The organism is Avibacterium endocarditidis (genome assembly GCF_965138825.1).
GTDB classification, from domain to species: domain Bacteria; phylum Pseudomonadota; class Gammaproteobacteria; order Enterobacterales; family Pasteurellaceae; genus Avibacterium; species Avibacterium endocarditidis.
Genome location: NZ_CBCSDH010000022.1, coordinates 1 through 17,081 on the forward strand (window position 1 = coordinate 1; position 17,081 = coordinate 17,081).

Below are 17,081 nucleotides of genomic sequence, written 5' to 3' on the forward strand. Positions count from 1 at the left end.
AAAATCTTTGCAACCCCTTTTTGCAAAAAAATCGCAAAAAACACGAAAAATCATTGCAACTGATTATTTTGAACTCACACTGCTGAATTATCAGGCAAAGTGCGGTGGAAAATTAGCAAGTTTTCCGCCTATAAACTCTATAAATTTATAAGATACTATTTGGTATCCTTTTCAGATCTCAATTTAGATCCAGCCTTTTGTGCGAAATTCTTTCCATACCTGAATCAAATATGCCATTTCTTCCGGCGTTCCTAGCGTTAAACGATTGTAATTCGTTAATGGTGGGAAAGGACGACCAACCACAATATTGTATGCTTTCATTCTCTTAGCGTATTCAACACTATCACCTTTGATGCGATGAAAAATGAAATTCGCACTGCTTGCCACATAAGTAAGCCCTAATTCATCAAGTGCTTTCATCACCATACGGCGAGATTCATCTGTAACGCGACGGCTTTCTTGTAAAAAGGCGTTATCCGCTAAGGTTGCACGCGCCGCTACTGCCGCAGTTAAGTTGGTATTATCAGCACTTAAAAATTGGCGTAAATAATCCATTTCTGATTTCGCTGCCACCATATAACCAATCCGCAAACCGGCTAAGGCATACAATTTAGAAAACGTTCTGGTTACCGCCAAACGTTCAGTGCCTTTACACGCCCATTCTATCGCACTGGTAAATTGCGGATCGCTTTCTGCATATTCTGCATAAGCCTCATCAATCAACAAGCGATGATTCGCTGGGATATTATCTAACCAAGGAGCTAACTGGCTATTTGGTGTTAGCAATGCCGTTGGGTTATTCGGGTTACAAAGATAAATAATGCTAATCCCATCAAATTGATCTGCCTTGGCTCGAATCGCATCAAGATCAAATGAGAGATCTGCTTTTAGCGGAACTTTTACTACAGGTATATTGCGAGCTGCAGCATAATCTTCATAAATACCAAATGTTGGATCGGGCGCAATCACTTGTACCGCTTGTTTTTTATCATTCGCTTGTTGAATCCAGCCTGAAATCACAGCCTCAATGGCTTCAGAAGAACCATTACCTAATCCTACATTTTCTGTATTAAGATTGAAACGCTTAGCAATATCTTCAATCAAGCCTTCACGCTCACTGTCAGGATAGCGGTTGGATAAATTAAGATGATTAATCACAGCTTGACGCGCAGAGGCACTCATTCCCAATGAGTTTTCATTGAAGTTTAACAATAAAGGATGTTCAGCACTTGGTAGCGTGAACGTTATCTGTGCGGTAATCGGTTGCGTTTCGGCAAGCACTTTATGATTGAAAAAACCCGCGGCAACACCTGCTGCAGCAAGTTGTAACATACGACGACGATTGATTTGCATAATTATTCCTTATTTAGTTTTAGTCATTAAATTTCAAAATCACAAAATAAGCATTTCAAGCACAATAAATTTGCTTATTCAAAGTGAGTTAAATTTGTAACATTTCAGCTAGCTTGTCAAGTAATAAAACACAACCTTTAACTTTATATGCATAAAAAATGAATTTTAATTCAATTTAAAGGGATTACTGCCGTATGAGAAATGTTTTCTTGTAGGAAAAAGAAGGAAACCGAGGGAAAACTGAAGAAAACACATTTTTGAGGTGCTAATATTGCAACGTAAAATCCATTTGTCCCTTTACACAAATATACAAAGTGCGGTGAAAAATTAGCAAAATTTTTACCGCACTTTCTTTTATCTAACTTAACAGCTTTATCTGCTCTGCAAACGCCGCCACTTTTTGCCAATCGGTATATTCAACTTCTTTACTGGTGTCAGTTTCGCCGCCAGTGATTTTCATAATAAAACGAATCATCATTCGGTCGAACCAGCCATAACGGGGATACAACAATGCGCCAGCAAACACAGCGGCACAAGTGGGCTTCCAAGCAATGCGTTGTAGAAATTTCCGCACATAGACATTAGTTTCTGGGGTATTTTTATCTGCTTTGCGAGCGGTAAGGTTGACGCCGAAAAATGCTGTTTTTTTGTGATTTAAAAGTGAGGTGTTTTTTTCGATAAATTTATAGAGCAATTTATTAAAGTGTCCATAACGAATCGATGCGCCAATAATAATGCGTTCAAATTCCGCTAAGTCAGCCATATTCTCATTAATACTACGCACTTCTGCGCTTAACTTTTCTGCCAAAAATTGGGCGATTTTTTGCGTTTGCCCGTCATAGCTAGAATATAAAATCAAGGTTTTCATTAGGTTCTCCAAAATGCGGGGCTAAATAGCACTAATAATGAGAAGACTTCTAAACGTCCCGCCACCATTGCGAAAGAAAAAACATATTTTGCGCTATCTGGCACGTCAGCAAAGCTGGTGCTAATCATTCCCAAGCCTGGGCCTGCATTAGTAATCGCGGCAAAAACAGCGCCGATGGAATCAAATGCGCTCATTCCACATAAAATAGCTGCGAAAACGCAGAGCCAGAAGGTTAAGAAAAAAGCGATTAAAAATGCCCAAATACGTTCGATAACGTGCATAGACAAGAGATTATCGCCTAATTTTACGGGAACGACTAAGTTAGGGTGCACAAGGGATTTTAGCTCGCGCTTAAATTGCAACCATACCACCAAAACGCGGATCATTTTGAGCCCACCTGATGTTGAACCTGCACAACCACCCAATAATCCTGCGAACACTAGCATCATTCCTAAAAAAGGCGGTAACTGATTGAAATCAAATAAGGTGTAACCCGACGTCATCGCCATTGAGGCCGATTGCGCGCTCCCCTGCGCGAAGGCATCAATTAAGGAAAGGTTATCGAAAGAAAGGTATAGCCCAAGGGATAGCACCAAAATAAAGAAGCCTTGCACTAAACAAAAGAAGCGAAATTCGGGATCGTGCCAGTAAGTTTTCCATAGGCTTTGGTGCTTCCAATGGGTTAGCGCGGTGATGTGCAGCCCAAAGTTGCAGCCAGCTACCAGCATAAAAAAGGCAGCCAGAAAGTAAATAGTGGAATTGTTGAAATAGCCTAAATTCGCGTCGTGGGTGGACATTCCGCCATTAGACACGGTAGAGAAACTATGAGAAATCGCGTCAAATAGCGACATTCCCGCGCCCCAATAGGCAATAATACACACAGTGGTCAGCACGCAATATAAAATCCACAACAACTTTGCCACTTCTGCAATTCTGGGAAGATTTTTCTGATCTTTAAGCGGCCCTGAGGATTCAATACGATAAAGCTGACTACCACCAATGCCCAAAATTGGTACGACTGCTACCACTAAGACGATCAATCCCATTCCGCCTAGCCATTGCAAAAGTTGGCGATAAAATAAAATGGATTTAGGTAAATTATCTAGCCCCGACATCACCGTTGCGCCCGTGGTAGTGAGTGCTGAAAAGGCTTCAAAGGTGGCATCGGCAAAGCTCATTGTTAATTCATCAAATAATAAGAAAGGGATCACCGCCAATAAACTGAGCAATACCCAGAACGCCACCACAATAAGAAAGCCTTCTCTGGCACGCAATTCCTGTTTATGTTGATGACAGCTCCACCACAACAACGTACCAAAAGAAAAGCTGGCAATAAAGGCTTGCATAAAGGCTTTTCCGCCACCATCGCCATAAATCAGCGCCACAAAAGCTGGCACGAGCATTGTGGCTGAAAAGCACATCACCAAAATGCCGATAATTCGAAAAATAGATAATATATGCACAATGTTCTCTCTTATTTTATTGCGATGATAGCCAACTGCCCTGCTGAACGCTCGGTTAATTCTCGTTCAAACGCAGCGCGTTTATCAGGACGAATTGCCAACACAAAATGCACTTTTTCTTGGAAATCTTGCGATTCAATCAACACATCTTGCTGCTCGCATAAATGTTGCAGCCAGTTAATTTGGTCATAATCGCAAGTTAAACAAAAATGTTCTCGTTCCACTTTCATTGTGGTTTCGAGCAATTTCAACGCCTGTTGCACGCCATTGCCATAAGCGCGCACTAAACCGCCCGTGCCGAGCAAAATTCCGCCATAATAGCGCACCACCACAGCACTGATCTCACCAATCTGGCTACCCAACAAGGCATTCAGCATTGGTTTGCCCGCCGTGCCTGCAGGTTCGCCGTCATCAGAAAAGCCTAAAGATTGAGAATCCGAAGGCTTGCCCGCCACCGCTGCCCAACAATGATGGCGCGCATTAGGGTGCTGGGTACGAATTTCCTGCCAAAAGGCTTTCGCTTGTTCTAAACCTTCCGTATGTTTAAGATAAGTAATAAAACGACTTTTCTTAATTTCTTCTTCAAAAACCACCGCACTTTGCGGGATGAAATATTCCATAATCCTGTCATTTTGACCAATTTTCAATTGAACGGTATTATACGCACAAAATCATTTCAACGAAAAATAAACAATGAGCGAAATTCATATTCACCAACAGTTAGACACCCAAGGACTGCGTTGCCCAGAACCGGTAATGCTAGTACGCAAGCAAATTCGCCATATGCAAGAAGGGGAAGTGTTGCTCATTCTTGCCGACGATCCCGCCACCACAAGAGATATTCCAAGTTTTTGTCAATTTATGGATCATCGCTTACTTAAAAGCGAAACAGAAAGTACACCGTTTAAATATTGGGTGCAAAAGGGGCAGTAAAAAGCAAAATAAAAAGGTGCGTTAAACGCACCTTTTTTTGTCAGAACAATTATAGATAGAATTTATCTACAAAGTTTAATTTATCGTCAAGTTTTAACACCAACGGCTGACCTGTTGGAATTTCAAAATCCATAATGTCTTCATCAGAAATACCGATGATATGTTTTGCCAAAGCGCGCAATGAGTTGCCGTGCGCAGTAACCAATACACGTTTACCCGACAACAATGCTGGTGCAATTTGATCTTCCCAGAAAGGTAACACACGCTCTAAAGTAACTTTTAAATTTTCGCCATCTGGCACAACATCTTGTGGGAGAAGTGCATAACGACGATCATTATGCGCAGAATGCGGATCATTTGGATCAAGTAATGGTGGTAAAGTATCATAAGAACGGCGCCAAATATGCACTTGTTCTTCACCATATTTCTCTGCGGTGGCTTTTTTATCTAAACCTTGTAACGCACCATAATGACGCTCATTTAAACGCCAGCTTTTCACTTGTGGAATCCAAAGTTGGTTAGATTCTTCTAACACGATGTTACAGGTTTTAATTGCACGAGTTAATACAGAAGTAAAGGCAATATCAAATTCATACCCCGCATCTAATAATTTTTTACCTGCGGCCTTAGCTTCTTCCACACCACGTTCGGTTAAGTTCACATCACGCCAGCCAGTAAATAAGTTTTTTGCATTCCACTCACTAAAACCGTGACGGATAAACACTAATTCCATAGAAAATCTCCTAATGTTAATGAAAAAATACTGGGCATTTTATAGCAAAAATTTCAATCTTTTAAAAGGAAAAAGCGTTACTTTCCTGATCTTTCGCAAGGATTTGCTAGGTTGTGATTTTTCCCTAAGCGAGGATTTTCAGATTTGTACAAAAATTTTCCGCCGAACATTTAGCGCCTTGCGCAAATAATGGTATAGTTATGCACATTTTTAGCCGCCAGTTTTAGTTTCTAATTTTATTAATGAGAGAAAAAACGTTGAAAAAAATCACCGCACTTTTCTTTTTTGCCTGCGCACTGCCTTTCGCCGTGCAAGGCGCTGATCTGTCTGCGATTCAAAAACAGATCAAACAGCAAGAACAGAAAATTGCTGAACAAAAACGTGAACAAAATAAATTGCAATCCACCCTAAAAAATCAGGAGTTGCAAATTAACGGCGTGGTCGGCCAACTGCGCAAAACAGAATCTGACCTAAAAGCAATTCGCAAAATGATGGCGGATACAGATAAACAAATCAAACACTTAGAAAGACAAGAAAAAAATCAGAAAGAAAAACTGGCTAAACAGATCGATGCAATGTACCGCTCGGGGATTAATCCTTCAATGTTGGAAAAACTGTTTTCCGAAGATGCCCAAAAAGCGGAACGAATGAAGGCTTATTATGATCATATGAACCAAGCTCGCCTTGCATTAATTGAAGATCTGAAACAAACGCAAGCACAGCTCAAGAAAGAAAAAGCCAATATTCAAGATCAACAAAAAGAGCAACAAAATCAGCTCAATGAGCAAAAAAAGCAGCAGCAAAGTTTGCAAAAAGTGCAGCGCGAACGCCAATCCACGCTCAATCAGCTGAATAAAAGTTTAGCCAAAGATCAGAATAAATTGGACAGCTTGAAAGCGAACGAAAATGCCTTACGCCAACAAATCCAGCGCGCGGAACAGCAGGCTCGTGAGCAAGAAAAACGTGAACGTGAAGCCTTAGCACAGAAAAAACGCCAAGAGGAACAAAAAAGCCAAAAACCTTACACACCAACGGCGCAAGAAAAACAGCTTATGGCAAGCAGTTCAGGGCTGGGCAAACCACAAAGACAATATCAATATCCCGTGTCAGGAAAAATTCTTAACCGTTTCGGTTCAACGCAAATGGGCGAGCTTAAATGGAAAGGGATCGTGATTGGTGCAAATGCAGGGGCGTCTGTACGCGCAATTGCCGATGGACGTGTGATTTTGGCAAGCTGGCTGCAAGGTTATGGGCTAATGGTGATCATCAAACACGGCGAAAATGATCTGAGCTTATACGGCTATAACCGCGCCGTGTCAGTCAAAGAAGGGCAACTAGTGAAAGCAGGACAGAAAATTGCCGAAGTGGGATCATCAGGTGGACAATCACGCTCAGGGCTGTATTTTGAAATTCGCCGCAAAGGCGTCGCGGTCAATCCAACAGGTTGGTTGCGATAATGAAAAACTCTAATCAAAAACAACGCGTGAAAAAACAATTCATAAAGAAAACAAGTGCGGTCAAAAATTTGTTTATTTTTTCCACCGCACTTTGCTTGAGCCTATTCTCCACAATTGCGCTCAGCCAATCACGTCTAGCCATTGTGATTGATGATGTGGGCTATCGCCCGAAAGAAGATGCCGCCATTTATGCAATGCCGAAAGAAATCTCGGTGGCAATTATTCCCTCTGCGCCTTACGCCAAACAACGCAACGCACAAGCCGAACAGCAAAAACGTGATGTGCTAATTCATCTGCCAATGCAACCCCTTGGTAACCATAAAATTGAGGCTGGTGGACTGAGTTTAGGAATGTCGCAACAACAAGTGAATGAAAACATACAAAAAGCGAAAAACATTGTGAGCTATGCTATCGGGTTAAATAACCATATGGGCAGTGCAGCAACGGCGGATCAAGATTTAATGACGAAATTAATGATCGCATTGCAAGAACAGCATTTATTTTTCTTAGATAGCCGAACCATTGGTCGTTCAGTGGCAAGTAAAACCGCAAAGCAACAAGGCGTAAAAGCCCTAGATCGCCATATTTTCTTAGATGATAGCGATGCGTTCGCCGATGTTCAACGCCAATTTCAACAAGCCATTGCCTATGCACGTAAACACGGTACTGCAATCGTCATCGGACATCCGCGTAAAAACACGGTCGCTGTACTACAAAATGGCTTACGCCATCTACCAAATGATATTCAATTAGTGAATATTGGTAGCTTATGGCGAGGAGAAAAGATTGTACCAATCAAGCCGTTTATTATGCTATTTAACACTACCCCAGCGCCAACTTCTGTTGCGCCTTTTCAAGATGTGCCATTATTGCGGGGCATTCCAAGATAAAGGAAATGAAAAGAAGTGGCGGAAGACAATGGGAGTCGAACCCACCCAAGATTGCTGGCAACCTTAACAGGATTTGAAGTCCTGCCGTTTCACCGGAAACGCCTATCTTCCGAAAGTGTGTTCACTTTAAAGGAAATCGGCTGATTATTCAAGGTGTTGCTGGGGAAATTTAATCAATACAACACACTTGATAAGTTAGGGCTGAATTTTCAACAAAAAAACAGTATGATTAAAGCTAATTTTCCTAAAATGGCATAAATGACAGATAGGACAGCACAATGAACAGCCTATTCCAACAACTTCCTTCCATTGATAAATTACTAAAGCAGCCTGAAATTGCGTCTTTGATCGCAGAATTTGGGCGTAGTGCGGTGGTGAAAATTTGCCGCAGTTTGCTTGAAAATGCACGCGCTGAAATAAAAAATACGCAAAAAATACCGCACTTTTTTCACGATAATTCCACGCTAATCGCGGAAATTCAACGACAATTACAAACTCAGCAGCAAGTGAAAATTCAGCCTGTGCATAACTTAACAGGTACAGTGCTGCATACAAATTTAGGGCGCGCATTGTGGGCGAATGCTGCACAGCAAGCGGCGTTATTGGCGATGCAAGAGAATGTGGCATTGGAATACGATTTGGCGGAAGGCAAGCGTAGCCATCGAGATAATTATATTAGCGAGTTATTATGTGAACTCACGGGGGCGGAAGCCGCTTGCGTGGTGAACAACAATGCAGCGGCGGTGTTGCTGATGTTAGCCACCTTTGCGGCAGGCAAAGAAGTGGTGATTTCGCGTGGTGAACTCATTGAGATTGGCGGCTCATTCCGTATTCCAGATATTATGCAGCAAGCAGGGTGTAAACTGGTGGAAGTGGGAACAACAAATCGCACCCATTTGGCGGATTATCGCCGTGCGATCAACGAAAATACCGCCTTTTTAATGAAAGTTCATAGCAGCAATTATCAAATTTGTGGCTTTACACATTCTGTCAGCGAAGCGGAATTAGCACAACTTGGCAAGGAAATGAATGTACCTGTGATGACGGATTTAGGCAGCGGTGCGTTAGTCGATCTCAGCCAATATGGCTTACCCGCTGAGCCTACTGTACAGGAAAAATGGCAACAAGGTATGGATTTAATCTCATTTTCTGGGGATAAATTACTAGGTGGTCCACAGGCTGGCATTATTGTTGGGAAAAAAGATTTTATTGACCAATTGCAATCTCACCCACTGAAACGGGCATTGCGTTGCGATAAAGTGATTTTAGCGGGCTTAGAAGCGACCTTGCGTTTATATCTTCAGTCTGAGAAATTGGCGGAAAAACTTACCAGTTTGCATTTACTCACCCAGCCTGTGTCGGCATTACGCCAACAGGCGGAAATACTCAAAGTGCGGTTGGAAAATCAGTTAAATTTTTCCTATACAATCCGCGTGGAAGAAAGCCAAGCACAGATTGGCAGCGGCGCGCAGCCTTTAGCGAAAATTCCCTCTGTGGCGGTAACCCTTGAAGAAAAAAACTCGCAAAAATTGACCGCACTTATCCAGCGCTTCAAACAACTTCCTCAACCAATTATTGGTCGAGTGGAGCAAAATAAACTTTGGCTCGATTTGCGTAGCCTTGCGAATTTTGAGCGCCTACTAAATACCTTGGAGCAACTATGATTATTGTTACCTCAGGCCACGTTGATCACGGTAAAACCGCGTTGCTACGGGCTTTAACAGGCACGAATGCCGATCGCCTACCTGAAGAAAAAAAACGTGGAATGACCATTGATTTGGGTTATGCCTATTTGCCGTTGCAAGAGAAAACGCTCGGTTTTATTGATGTCCCCGGCCACGAAAAATTTCTTTCTAATATGCTCGCAGGCTTAGGTGGCGTAAATTACGCAATGTTGATTGTGGCAGCAGATGAAGGCATTCAACCACAAACAGCGGAACATTTAGCTATTTTGCGTTTATTGCATTTTGCACAAATTATTGTGGTGCTGACAAAAGCGGATAAAGCCAGCGAGTCGCAAATTAATGAAGTAAAACAATCGCTTATTCAGCAATATCCATTCTTGGTAGAAAGCCCATTTTTTATTACTTCCGCCCAAACAGGGCAAGGCATCGCAGAATTACAACATTATTTAGCCAATTTGCCTGAACTGGCAGACCGCAACAAGCCTTTCCGTTATGCCATTGACCGAATTTTTACCATTAAAGGGGCCGGAACGGTGGTAACGGGTACGGCTTTCAGTGGACAGGTTGCAATCAATGATGAGCTTTATCTTTCCACTGGGCAAAAAGTGAGAGTGAAGAATATCCACAGCCAAGATAGCCAAGCCGAACTTGGTCAAGCGGGACAGCGCTTGGCGTTAAATATTCAAACCGAGGTTTCACGAGAGGCGATTCAGCGTGGGGATTGGCTTTTTTCGCAACCGCCAGGCTCGCCAACGGATCGGATTACCATTGAAGTCGAGGCTGCGCAAAACTTGCAAGAAAGCCAAGCGGTGCATATTTATCACGCAGCATCTCGCACCACGGGAAAGATCACATTATTACAAGCTAAGCAGCTTTCCCCCCAACAAAGAGCCTTAGCAGAGCTAATTTTGCAAGAACCGCTATTTTTAACCTTTGGCGATAAATTAATTTTACGCACAGGCGATGCAAAATCCTTATTGGCTGGCGGTAAAGTGGTTGAAATCCATTCACCAAAACGTTATAAACGCACCGAAGTGCGGTTGAATTTTTTGCAAAATTTACTAGCATCACAGCATTTCGATCAACGCTTGAACTATTATTTACAGCATCGTCCTATGCAGTTGGCTGAATTGGCTTGGCTGGAACAAATGGAAGAAGCCCAACTCAGCGCTTTGATTGCCGATAATCAGGCGCTGGCTTGGCAAGGTTGGGCATTTAGCCAAGACTATCAACAAAGGCAATCCGATAAACTCATTGAAACCTTGGCAAATTATCATCAACAACAGCCAGACCAGCTAGGATTGAGCAAAGCGCGTTTATATCGCATTGCAGCCATTAATCAGCCAGAAACTTTAATCTATCACTTTATTGAAAAGCTTCTAGAGCAAAATAAAATTCAGCAAACGCGCGGCTGGTTACATCTTCCTAAGCATAAAATTCGTTTCAACGCTGAAGAACAAGCCTTATGGAAAAAAGTGCTAGCTCACTTTGAGCAACAACAAGGACAAGCCCTTTGGGTACGCGATCTAGCCAATTTGCTCGAGCTTGAAGAAAGTGAAATGCGTAATTTTCTTTATAAAGCAGGGAAATTAGGTTATCTCACCCCTATCGTGCGTGATCGTTTTATGCTCACCGAAACCCTTTATGCTTATGCTCGCTGGATCAAGGTATTTATTCTGCAACAGGGGGAGATTTCTGTTAATCAGCTGCGTGATGAATTGCAATGGGGAAGAAAAATGACGGTGCAATTAATGGAATATTTTGATCGATGCGGATTTTTACGCCGTAAAGGCAATGTACATTTATTGCATGATAGGGATTTGTTTGATTTGTAATTCACAGAAAAAACAAGTGCGGTGGAAAATCTCTAAATTTTTTACCGCACTTTTATTTTGCTTTTGTTATGTAAAAAAGCAGAAATTAGATATTTACATTGAATTTATCGTCAATAAAGCATTGATTCATTTCAAAAGCTGGCTTAGCAGCTTTGTCTTTGCCGATGGCTTTTGATGGCACGCCTGCTACGGTGGTGTATTCTGGCACGGCTTGCAACACCACAGAATTTGCGCCGATTTTGGCGTAACGGCCAATTTCAATATTGCCGAGAATTTTCGCGCCCGCACCAATCATAACGCCCTCACGCACTTTCGGGTGGCGGTCGCCAGATTCTTTCCCTGTTCCGCCAAGGGTAACGCCTTGTAGAATGGAGACATCATTTTCAATCACTGAGGTTTCGCCCACCACAATGCCTGTGGCGTGGTCGAACATAATGCCGCAGCCGATTTTCGCCGCAGGGTGAATATCCACATCAAAGGCAACGGAAATTTCATTTTGCAAATAAATCGCCAGCGCCTTGCGGTTACGCTGCCATAAATAATGGGTAATGCGGTAGCTTTGTAAGGCGTGAAAGCCTTTTAAATAAAGCAACGGCGTTGTCCATAATTCCACCGCAGGATCTCGTTGGCGCACCGCACGAATATCACAAGCAGCACTGCCGATAATATCAGGCTCAACTTGGTAGGCTTCTTCAATAATTTCACGCAGGGCAATGGCTGGCATAATGGGATTGGCTAATTTATTCGCCAAAATATAGCTCAACGCATTGCCAAGATTTTGATGTTTAAGAATGGTGGAATGAAAAAAACTGGCGAGCATTGGCTCACATTCTGCTAATTCTTTCGCTTCTTGACGGAGTAATTTCCAAACTTCAGCTGGCATTTTATTCTCCTTTGCGCTCGCGTCCAAGCAGGCTTAAGGCCACATCTTGCGCATTTTTACCGCAGAATAACACTTGGTAAATTTGTTCGGTAATCGGCATTTCTACTCCGTGGCGCTGAGCGAGTAAATAGGCTTCTTTGGTGTTGTAGAACCCTTCCACCACTTGTCCAATTTCAGCCAAGGCTTCTTCGGCATTTTTGCCTTGCCCAAGCATTAAACCAAAACGGCGGTTACGCGATTGGTTGTCGGTACAGGTTAGCACCAGATCACCTAAGCCAGACATTCCCATAAAGGTGCTTGGATTTGCTCCAAGGGCTTCACCTAATCGGCTGATTTCCGCCAAGCCACGGGTAATCAAGGCAGTGCGTGCATTTGCGCCAAAGCCCATACCATCAGACATTCCAGCGCCAATGGCGATCACGTTTTTAATCGCGCCACCAAGCTGAACACCGATCATATCCCGATTAATATAAACACGGAAATGTTTGCTGCAATGAATACGCGCCTGAAACTCTTCCGCGAAAGCCTGATCGTGTGAAGCCAGCGCTATCGCCGTAGGCAATCCTGCCGCCAGCTCTTTCGCAAAGGTTGGGCCAGAAAGCACCGCAAGGGGATATTGCGTACCAAGTTTTTCTTCCACCACTTGTTGCAATAAACGCCCTGTATCACGCTCTAGGCCTTTGGTTGCCCACACAATGCGGTGATGGGGTTGTAAGTGCGGTCGGATTTTTTGTAAAACTTCGCCAAAAACGTGGCTTGGTACAACGATCAATAAATCTCGCGATTTTTGCACCGCACTTGCAAGATCGCTTTCAATCTCAAGCGCACTTGGGAAAGGGATATTCGGTAAAAAGGCTTGGTTGCAACGTTCTTCATTCAAGCGTTGCATATGTGCGGGATCGTGTCCCCAAAGATAAGTCGGCGAACCATTACGAGAAAAGCTGATGGCCAGCGCCGTGCCGTAAGATCCTGCGCCAATCACAGTAATGGGTGAATTTGAGATGTTGTTGTGCATTAATAATCCCCATAATGAAAATAAAGGTGAATCACACTCACTATTAATGCCTTGAGTTTAACCTACTTGAATTAGACTGAAAATAGAATTTTTACAGAAGTAGCTTAGTGGTGGGGCGCTACATAAAGTATTTGGATAGATTACCTTGTCAAATTGTATCCTATCGAATACAATTTAAAAAAGTAGCAACAAGGCTTAACTATAATGAATGAAATTATTCTCACAGATGAATTTAGATTATGGCTTACCAAACTAAAGAACCCAATCGCCAAAGCGACAATAGCAAGACGAATTAAAAATGCGATTAAAGGAAATTTTGGCGATCATAAACCACTTGCTGGAGCAAATGGTATTTATGAAATGCGAATTGCAACAGGTGCAGGGTATCGCGTTTATTATATACAGCAGGGCAAGGTCGTTTATGTATTGTTATGCGGTGGCGATAAATCAACACAAAAAAATGATATAGAAAGAGCTAAACAATTATTTAATGTATTACAAAGGGGGAAAAATGAAATCAACGAATATTAATGAATCAGCAGTAGAAGAGCTAGGCTTGAAGCCTTTTGATGTGGCTGAATATTTGAATGATGAAGAAACTATTCAAGCATATTTAATGGAAGTGCTAAAAGAAGGTAATCAAGACGAATTTTTAGAAGCCTTAAGCGATGTCGCAAGAGCAAGAGGAATGACGGAGCTGGCTAAACAAACAGGTTTAGGGCGCGAAAGTCTGTATAAAACCCTATCCAAAGGCAGTAAACCGAGATTTGAAACCATACAAAAAATTCTCGCGGCGTTTAATTTGGAACTCGTGCCAACAATTAAAGTGCGGTGATTTTTTCCATAATTATTTTCACATAACCAATCGTACAATATAGCTAACAAATCTCCCCTAACCCCTCTTTACTAAAGAGGGGGATTTCTTGGGACATTATTTACATTTTTATGTGGATAGGTAGAGTGAGGATTCAGCCCACCAAATCAGGTCATCAAAGGGAATAAATTACATAAAATGATGGGCTAAAGCCCATCCTACGTTTTGTTGTTGTGGGTATATCTTTCAGGCGGACACATCGGTCCGCCACTACATTTTTGCGATGATAAATTCGATGACGCAGAAAAGTGCGGTGGATTTTTCTGGATTTTTGGCTTTATTGTTTTTGCTTGAGATCTTAAATACGCGTTGATCTGATTCCCCTCTTTAGTAAAGAGGGGTTAGGGGAGATTTGGAAAGCAAGGAGAGATTTGGAAAAACAGCAGTAATTTGGAAATTTATATAAAAAAAGTGGGCATTTCGCCCACTTTTCTGATTAATTCACGGTTTCTGGTTGCTCGCTTTGTGCTTGCTCCGCTTGTTGGCGCTCTAGATATTCCATAAAGAGTGCATCAAAGTTTACTGGAGAAAGATTTAATGGCGGGAATGTGCCGCGGTTTACAAGGCTGGCAATTAATTCACGCGCATAAGGGAAAAGCATATTTGGGCATTGTGAGGTTAAGCAATGGGCAAGTTGAACCCCTTCAAGGCCACTCACAGTAAATACGCCTGCTTGTTTTACTTCACAAATAAATGCCACATCACCGCTTTCTTCAAGGGTGGTTTCGGTGGAAATGTTTAAACATACTTCATAAAGATCTTCACCCAATTCAACCACTTCGGTGTTTAAATCGAAAGAAAGTTGTGGTTTCCATTCTTGTTGGAAAATATGTGGAAGATTTGGTGCTTCAAAAGACACATCTTTAATATAGATGCGTTGAATTTGTAATACGGCTTCTGTTGCTTGTGCTTCCGTTGCAACTTCTTGATTTTGCTCAGTCATTTTCTATTCCTCTGTGAGTTATTTATCTTTTTTCACTAATGGCAAATTCGCTGAACGCCAACCTGCAATCCCTTCTTTTAATGCGTACACGTCACTAAATCCTTTTTTAGCCAAAAGCTCTGCGGACGCGCCAGCTGCCATTCCTGTGGCACAAACCACCACAACAGGCTTGTCTTTATGCTGTTCAATTTTACCAATATTTTGATTTTTAATTTCGCTTGGTAGTAAATGAATGCTGTGAATAATATGCCCACGTTCAAATTCATCAAGGGTGCGCACATCGATCACGGTGGCATCTTTATTATTCATTAAACTAACCAATTCCGCATTCTCAATGGTTTTCACTTTGGTGATGAATGCTTTGAAATAGGTATAAATAACGAGAAAAAATACGGCTATCCAAGAAATAACCATTAATGTGTGATTTTTGGCAAAAGCGGTTGCCATCGGTAGAAATTCTTGCATTTTACTCTCTATGTTTTAGTTCAAAATAAAGGCTTAAGTATAACCGCACTTTATTGATCTTTCAAAGGAAGTCTGTGAAATTCCTGTGTCGTTATTCAATAATTTATTCTAAATCAAGAGATAAACAAAAATAGTTAGCGGAAATATAGCGATAATGACGCTTTATTGCTATATTAGCGCCCGATTATAGGGATATCCCCTTTATGTGGACATTTTCTTTTGGCTATTTTCAAAAAGAAAATCATTTTATCTTTTATCGTTTACAAGAGGTCTTACTATGTTTTTTCTCCAATTTGCCATCGTTTTGGTGTGCATTTTGATTGGTGCACGCATTGGCGGTATCGGCTTGGGAGTAATGGGCGGCGCAGGGCTTGCTATTCTCTCTTTCGGCTTTGGTTTACAACCAGCGGGCTTACCCATTAACGTAATGTTAATGATTATGGCGGTGGTTTCTGCAGCGGCAGCAATGCAAGCAGCAGGCGGTTTAGATTATATGATCAAAATTGCTACCAACATTTTGCGTAAACACCCGAAATACATCACCTTTATTGCGCCAGCAGTAACTTGGACATTCACTGTATTAGCAGGAACAGGCCACGTTGCTTATTCTGTATTACCTGTGATTGCTGAAGTAAGCCGCCACAACGGCATTCGTCCTGAGCGTCCACTTTCAATGGCTGTGATTGCTTCACAATTTGCTATCGTTGCTAGCCCAATCGCTGCGGCAGTGGTGGCGGTAGTAGCCTATCTTGAACCACAAGGCATTCACCTTGGTGATGTATTAATGGTAACAATGCCATCAACCATTTTAGGTTTAGCGGTGGCTTGTATTTTCGTGAATAAAATGGGTAAAGAATTAAAAGATGACCCGAATTATCAACGTTTATTACAAGATCCTGAGTATGTAAAAGAAAACCACACTGACGTAAACCCAGACAACATTCAATTAAAACCAACAGCAAAATTGTCTGTGGGATTATTCCTATTTGGTGCATTGCTTGTGGTATTGATGGGGGCATTCCCAAGCCTACGCCCAGCCTTTGACGGCAAAGCAATGGGAATGGCACACACTATCGAAATCGTAATGCTTACCGTGGGTGCGTTAATCATCTTAACTTGTAAACCAAACGGCAACGCCATTACACAGGGTTCCGTATTCCACGCAGGTATGCGTGCGGTTATCGCCATTTTCGGTATCGCGTGGTTAGGTGATACCTTAATGCAAGCCCATATGACTGAAGTAAAAGAAAGCGTGAAAGTGTTGGTAGAAACCGCACCTTGGACATTCGCCATCGCCTTATTTGTGCTTTCTGTGTTAGTAAATAGCCAAGGGGCAACGGTTGCCACTCTTTTCCCAGTAGGGATCGCACTCGGCATTCCAGCTCCTGTATTAGTTGGGGTATTTGTGGCAGTAAATGGTTACTTCTTCATTCCAAACTACGGCCCAATCATTGCGTCCATTGACTTTGATACCACCGGCACAACACGCATTGGTAAATTTATCTTTAACCACAGCTTTATGTTGCCGGGCTTATTAAGTATGGCATTCAGCTTGGCGTTCGGTTTATTATTCGCCAATATTTTATTGTAAATTTAGACCGCACTTTCCTTTCTAAACTGAGCGATATCATCGCTCAGTTTTTTTATCTAGCATTCCCCCGTAAACTTCCGCATAATATCGCCA

17 protein-coding genes and 1 tRNA gene are annotated in these 17,081 nt (G+C 42.1%); 8 read left to right on the forward strand and 10 right to left on the reverse strand.

Annotated elements, in window-relative coordinates; translation table 11 throughout:
- Positions 1-183 precede the first annotated feature (183 nt).
- The 4 genes from ACNAV8_RS10425 to ACNAV8_RS10440 all read right to left on the reverse strand — a co-directional run bounded on the left by ACNAV8_RS10425 (position 184) and on the right by ACNAV8_RS10440 (position 4,307).
- Positions 184-1,353 carry a pyridoxal phosphate-dependent aminotransferase gene (locus ACNAV8_RS10425; RefSeq protein WP_415777690.1) on the reverse strand — a complete coding sequence of 390 codons (1,170 nt, stop codon included), beginning with the start codon at positions 1,351-1,353 and terminating at the stop codon, positions 184-186.
- Between the two features lie 358 nt (positions 1,354-1,711).
- Positions 1,712-2,221 carry a menaquinone-dependent protoporphyrinogen IX dehydrogenase gene (hemG, locus tag ACNAV8_RS10430; protein WP_415777691.1) on the reverse strand — a complete coding sequence of 170 codons (510 nt, stop codon included), beginning with the start codon at positions 2,219-2,221 and terminating at the stop codon, positions 1,712-1,714.
- Positions 2,221-3,684 (reverse strand): TrkH family potassium uptake protein, encoded by a 1,464-nt coding sequence (locus ACNAV8_RS10435; protein ID WP_165779993.1) that lies wholly within the window; start codon positions 3,682-3,684, stop codon positions 2,221-2,223. Before ACNAV8_RS10435 ends, hemG begins: the two co-directional genes overlap by 1 nt.
- A gap of 11 nt (positions 3,685-3,695) precedes the next feature.
- A complete protein-coding gene (locus tag ACNAV8_RS10440) occupies positions 3,696-4,307 on the reverse strand; it encodes a YigZ family protein (protein WP_103855398.1) in 612 nt (203 codons plus the stop codon).
- A gap of 70 nt (positions 4,308-4,377) precedes the next feature.
- Here ACNAV8_RS10440 and tusA point away from each other — a divergent pair, with 70 nt between their 5' ends.
- On the forward strand, positions 4,378-4,617 hold the full coding sequence (gene tusA / locus ACNAV8_RS10445; protein WP_103855388.1) for a sulfurtransferase TusA: 240 nt from the start codon (positions 4,378-4,380) through the stop codon (positions 4,615-4,617).
- A 49-nt stretch (positions 4,618-4,666) separates the two neighbouring features.
- Here the strand turns inward: tusA and ACNAV8_RS10450 are convergent, their stop codons facing one another.
- Positions 4,667-5,350 carry a 2,3-diphosphoglycerate-dependent phosphoglycerate mutase gene (locus ACNAV8_RS10450; protein WP_126371273.1) on the reverse strand — a complete coding sequence of 228 codons (684 nt, stop codon included), beginning with the start codon at positions 5,348-5,350 and terminating at the stop codon, positions 4,667-4,669.
- Positions 5,351-5,592: 242 nt separating this feature from the next.
- Here ACNAV8_RS10450 and envC point away from each other — a divergent pair, with 242 nt between their 5' ends.
- Both envC and ACNAV8_RS10460 read left to right on the forward strand, forming a co-directional pair.
- On the forward strand, positions 5,593-6,807 hold the full coding sequence (gene envC / locus ACNAV8_RS10455; protein ID WP_415777693.1) for a murein hydrolase activator EnvC: 1,215 nt from the start codon (positions 5,593-5,595) through the stop codon (positions 6,805-6,807).
- The gene (locus ACNAV8_RS10460) at positions 6,807-7,697 is read left to right on the forward strand and encodes a divergent polysaccharide deacetylase family protein (RefSeq protein WP_103855389.1); all 891 of its coding nucleotides are present in this window, start codon (positions 6,807-6,809) and stop codon (positions 7,695-7,697) included. The genes envC and ACNAV8_RS10460 overlap by 1 nt, the downstream gene beginning before the upstream one ends.
- A gap of 16 nt (positions 7,698-7,713) precedes the next feature.
- On the opposite strand, the gene ACNAV8_RS10465 is transcribed toward ACNAV8_RS10460, so the two are convergent.
- Positions 7,714-7,808, reverse strand: a tRNA-Sec gene (locus tag ACNAV8_RS10465).
- Between the two features lie 167 nt (positions 7,809-7,975).
- Here ACNAV8_RS10465 and selA point away from each other — a divergent pair.
- Positions 7,976-9,361, forward strand: a complete 1,386-nt coding sequence (gene selA, locus ACNAV8_RS10470) for an L-seryl-tRNA(Sec) selenium transferase (RefSeq protein ID WP_415777694.1) — start codon at positions 7,976-7,978, stop codon at positions 9,359-9,361.
- Positions 9,358-11,217: a selenocysteine-specific translation elongation factor gene (selB, locus tag ACNAV8_RS10475; RefSeq protein WP_415777695.1), complete on the forward strand. Its 1,860-nt coding sequence runs from the start codon at positions 9,358-9,360 to the stop codon at positions 11,215-11,217. Before selA ends, selB begins: the two co-directional genes overlap by 4 nt.
- An 85-nt stretch (positions 11,218-11,302) precedes the next feature.
- Here the strand turns inward: selB and cysE are convergent, their stop codons facing one another.
- Together cysE and gpsA are read right to left on the reverse strand one after the other, a co-directional pair.
- Entirely contained in the window at positions 11,303-12,100 is a 798-nt protein-coding gene (gene cysE, locus ACNAV8_RS10480) for a serine O-acetyltransferase (protein ID WP_103855393.1), read from the reverse strand.
- A gap of 1 nt (position 12,101) precedes the next feature.
- Positions 12,102-13,115: an NAD(P)H-dependent glycerol-3-phosphate dehydrogenase gene (gene gpsA / locus ACNAV8_RS10485; protein ID WP_415777696.1), complete on the reverse strand. Its 1,014-nt coding sequence runs from the start codon at positions 13,113-13,115 to the stop codon at positions 12,102-12,104.
- Between the two features lie 204 nt (positions 13,116-13,319).
- On the opposite strand from gpsA, the gene ACNAV8_RS10490 reads away from it, so the two are divergent.
- Together ACNAV8_RS10490 and ACNAV8_RS10495 are read left to right on the forward strand one after the other, a co-directional pair.
- Positions 13,320-13,646 carry a type II toxin-antitoxin system RelE/ParE family toxin gene (locus ACNAV8_RS10490; RefSeq protein ID WP_103855394.1) on the forward strand — a complete coding sequence of 109 codons (327 nt, stop codon included), beginning with the start codon at positions 13,320-13,322 and terminating at the stop codon, positions 13,644-13,646.
- Entirely contained in the window at positions 13,627-13,950 is a 324-nt protein-coding gene (locus ACNAV8_RS10495; protein WP_103854476.1) for an addiction module antidote protein, read from the forward strand. Before ACNAV8_RS10490 ends, ACNAV8_RS10495 begins: the two co-directional genes overlap by 20 nt.
- Before the next feature lie 475 nt (positions 13,951-14,425).
- On the opposite strand, the gene secB is transcribed toward ACNAV8_RS10495, so the two are convergent.
- On the reverse strand, positions 14,426-14,932 hold the full coding sequence (gene secB / locus ACNAV8_RS10500) for a protein-export chaperone SecB (protein WP_103855395.1): 507 nt from the start codon (positions 14,930-14,932) through the stop codon (positions 14,426-14,428).
- An 18-nt stretch (positions 14,933-14,950) separates the two neighbouring features.
- Entirely contained in the window at positions 14,951-15,397 is a 447-nt protein-coding gene (locus ACNAV8_RS10505; RefSeq protein ID WP_103855396.1) for a rhodanese-like domain-containing protein, read from the reverse strand.
- 277 nt (positions 15,398-15,674) lie between these two features.
- On the opposite strand from ACNAV8_RS10505, the gene ACNAV8_RS10510 reads away from it, so the two are divergent.
- Entirely contained in the window at positions 15,675-16,988 is a 1,314-nt protein-coding gene (locus tag ACNAV8_RS10510; RefSeq protein ID WP_103855397.1) for an anaerobic C4-dicarboxylate transporter, read from the forward strand.
- Positions 16,989-17,081: the final 93 nt, after the last annotated feature.

Excerpts from the sequence above, each read along its gene's own strand:
- ACNAV8_RS10490 (WP_103855394.1), top strand. The coding sequence starts at position 13,320 with ATGAATGAAATTATTCTCACAGATGAATTTAGATTATGGCTTACCAAA.
- gpsA (WP_415777696.1), bottom strand. The coding sequence starts at position 13,115 with ATGCACAACAACATCTCAAATTCACCCATTACTGTGATTGGCGCAGGA.
- ACNAV8_RS10450 (WP_126371273.1), bottom strand. The coding sequence starts at position 5,350 with ATGGAATTAGTGTTTATCCGTCACGGTTTTAGTGAGTGGAATGCAAAA.
- selB (WP_415777695.1), top strand. The coding sequence starts at position 9,358 with ATGATTATTGTTACCTCAGGCCACGTTGATCACGGTAAAACCGCGTTG.
- selA (WP_415777694.1), top strand. The coding sequence starts at position 7,976 with ATGAACAGCCTATTCCAACAACTTCCTTCCATTGATAAATTACTAAAG.
- ACNAV8_RS10460 (WP_103855389.1), top strand. The coding sequence starts at position 6,807 with ATGAAAAACTCTAATCAAAAACAACGCGTGAAAAAACAATTCATAAAG.
- ACNAV8_RS10495 (WP_103854476.1), top strand. The coding sequence starts at position 13,627 with ATGAAATCAACGAATATTAATGAATCAGCAGTAGAAGAGCTAGGCTTG.
- cysE (WP_103855393.1), bottom strand. The coding sequence starts at position 12,100 with ATGCCAGCTGAAGTTTGGAAATTACTCCGTCAAGAAGCGAAAGAATTA.
- secB (WP_103855395.1), bottom strand. The coding sequence starts at position 14,932 with ATGACTGAGCAAAATCAAGAAGTTGCAACGGAAGCACAAGCAACAGAA.
- envC (WP_415777693.1), top strand. The coding sequence starts at position 5,593 with ATGAGAGAAAAAACGTTGAAAAAAATCACCGCACTTTTCTTTTTTGCC.
- ACNAV8_RS10510 (WP_103855397.1), top strand. The coding sequence starts at position 15,675 with ATGTTTTTTCTCCAATTTGCCATCGTTTTGGTGTGCATTTTGATTGGT.
- tusA (WP_103855388.1), top strand. The coding sequence starts at position 4,378 with ATGAGCGAAATTCATATTCACCAACAGTTAGACACCCAAGGACTGCGT.
- hemG (WP_415777691.1), bottom strand. The coding sequence starts at position 2,221 with ATGAAAACCTTGATTTTATATTCTAGCTATGACGGGCAAACGCAAAAA.
- ACNAV8_RS10425 (WP_415777690.1), bottom strand. The coding sequence starts at position 1,353 with ATGCAAATCAATCGTCGTCGTATGTTACAACTTGCTGCAGCAGGTGTT.
- ACNAV8_RS10505 (WP_103855396.1), bottom strand. The coding sequence starts at position 15,397 with ATGCAAGAATTTCTACCGATGGCAACCGCTTTTGCCAAAAATCACACA.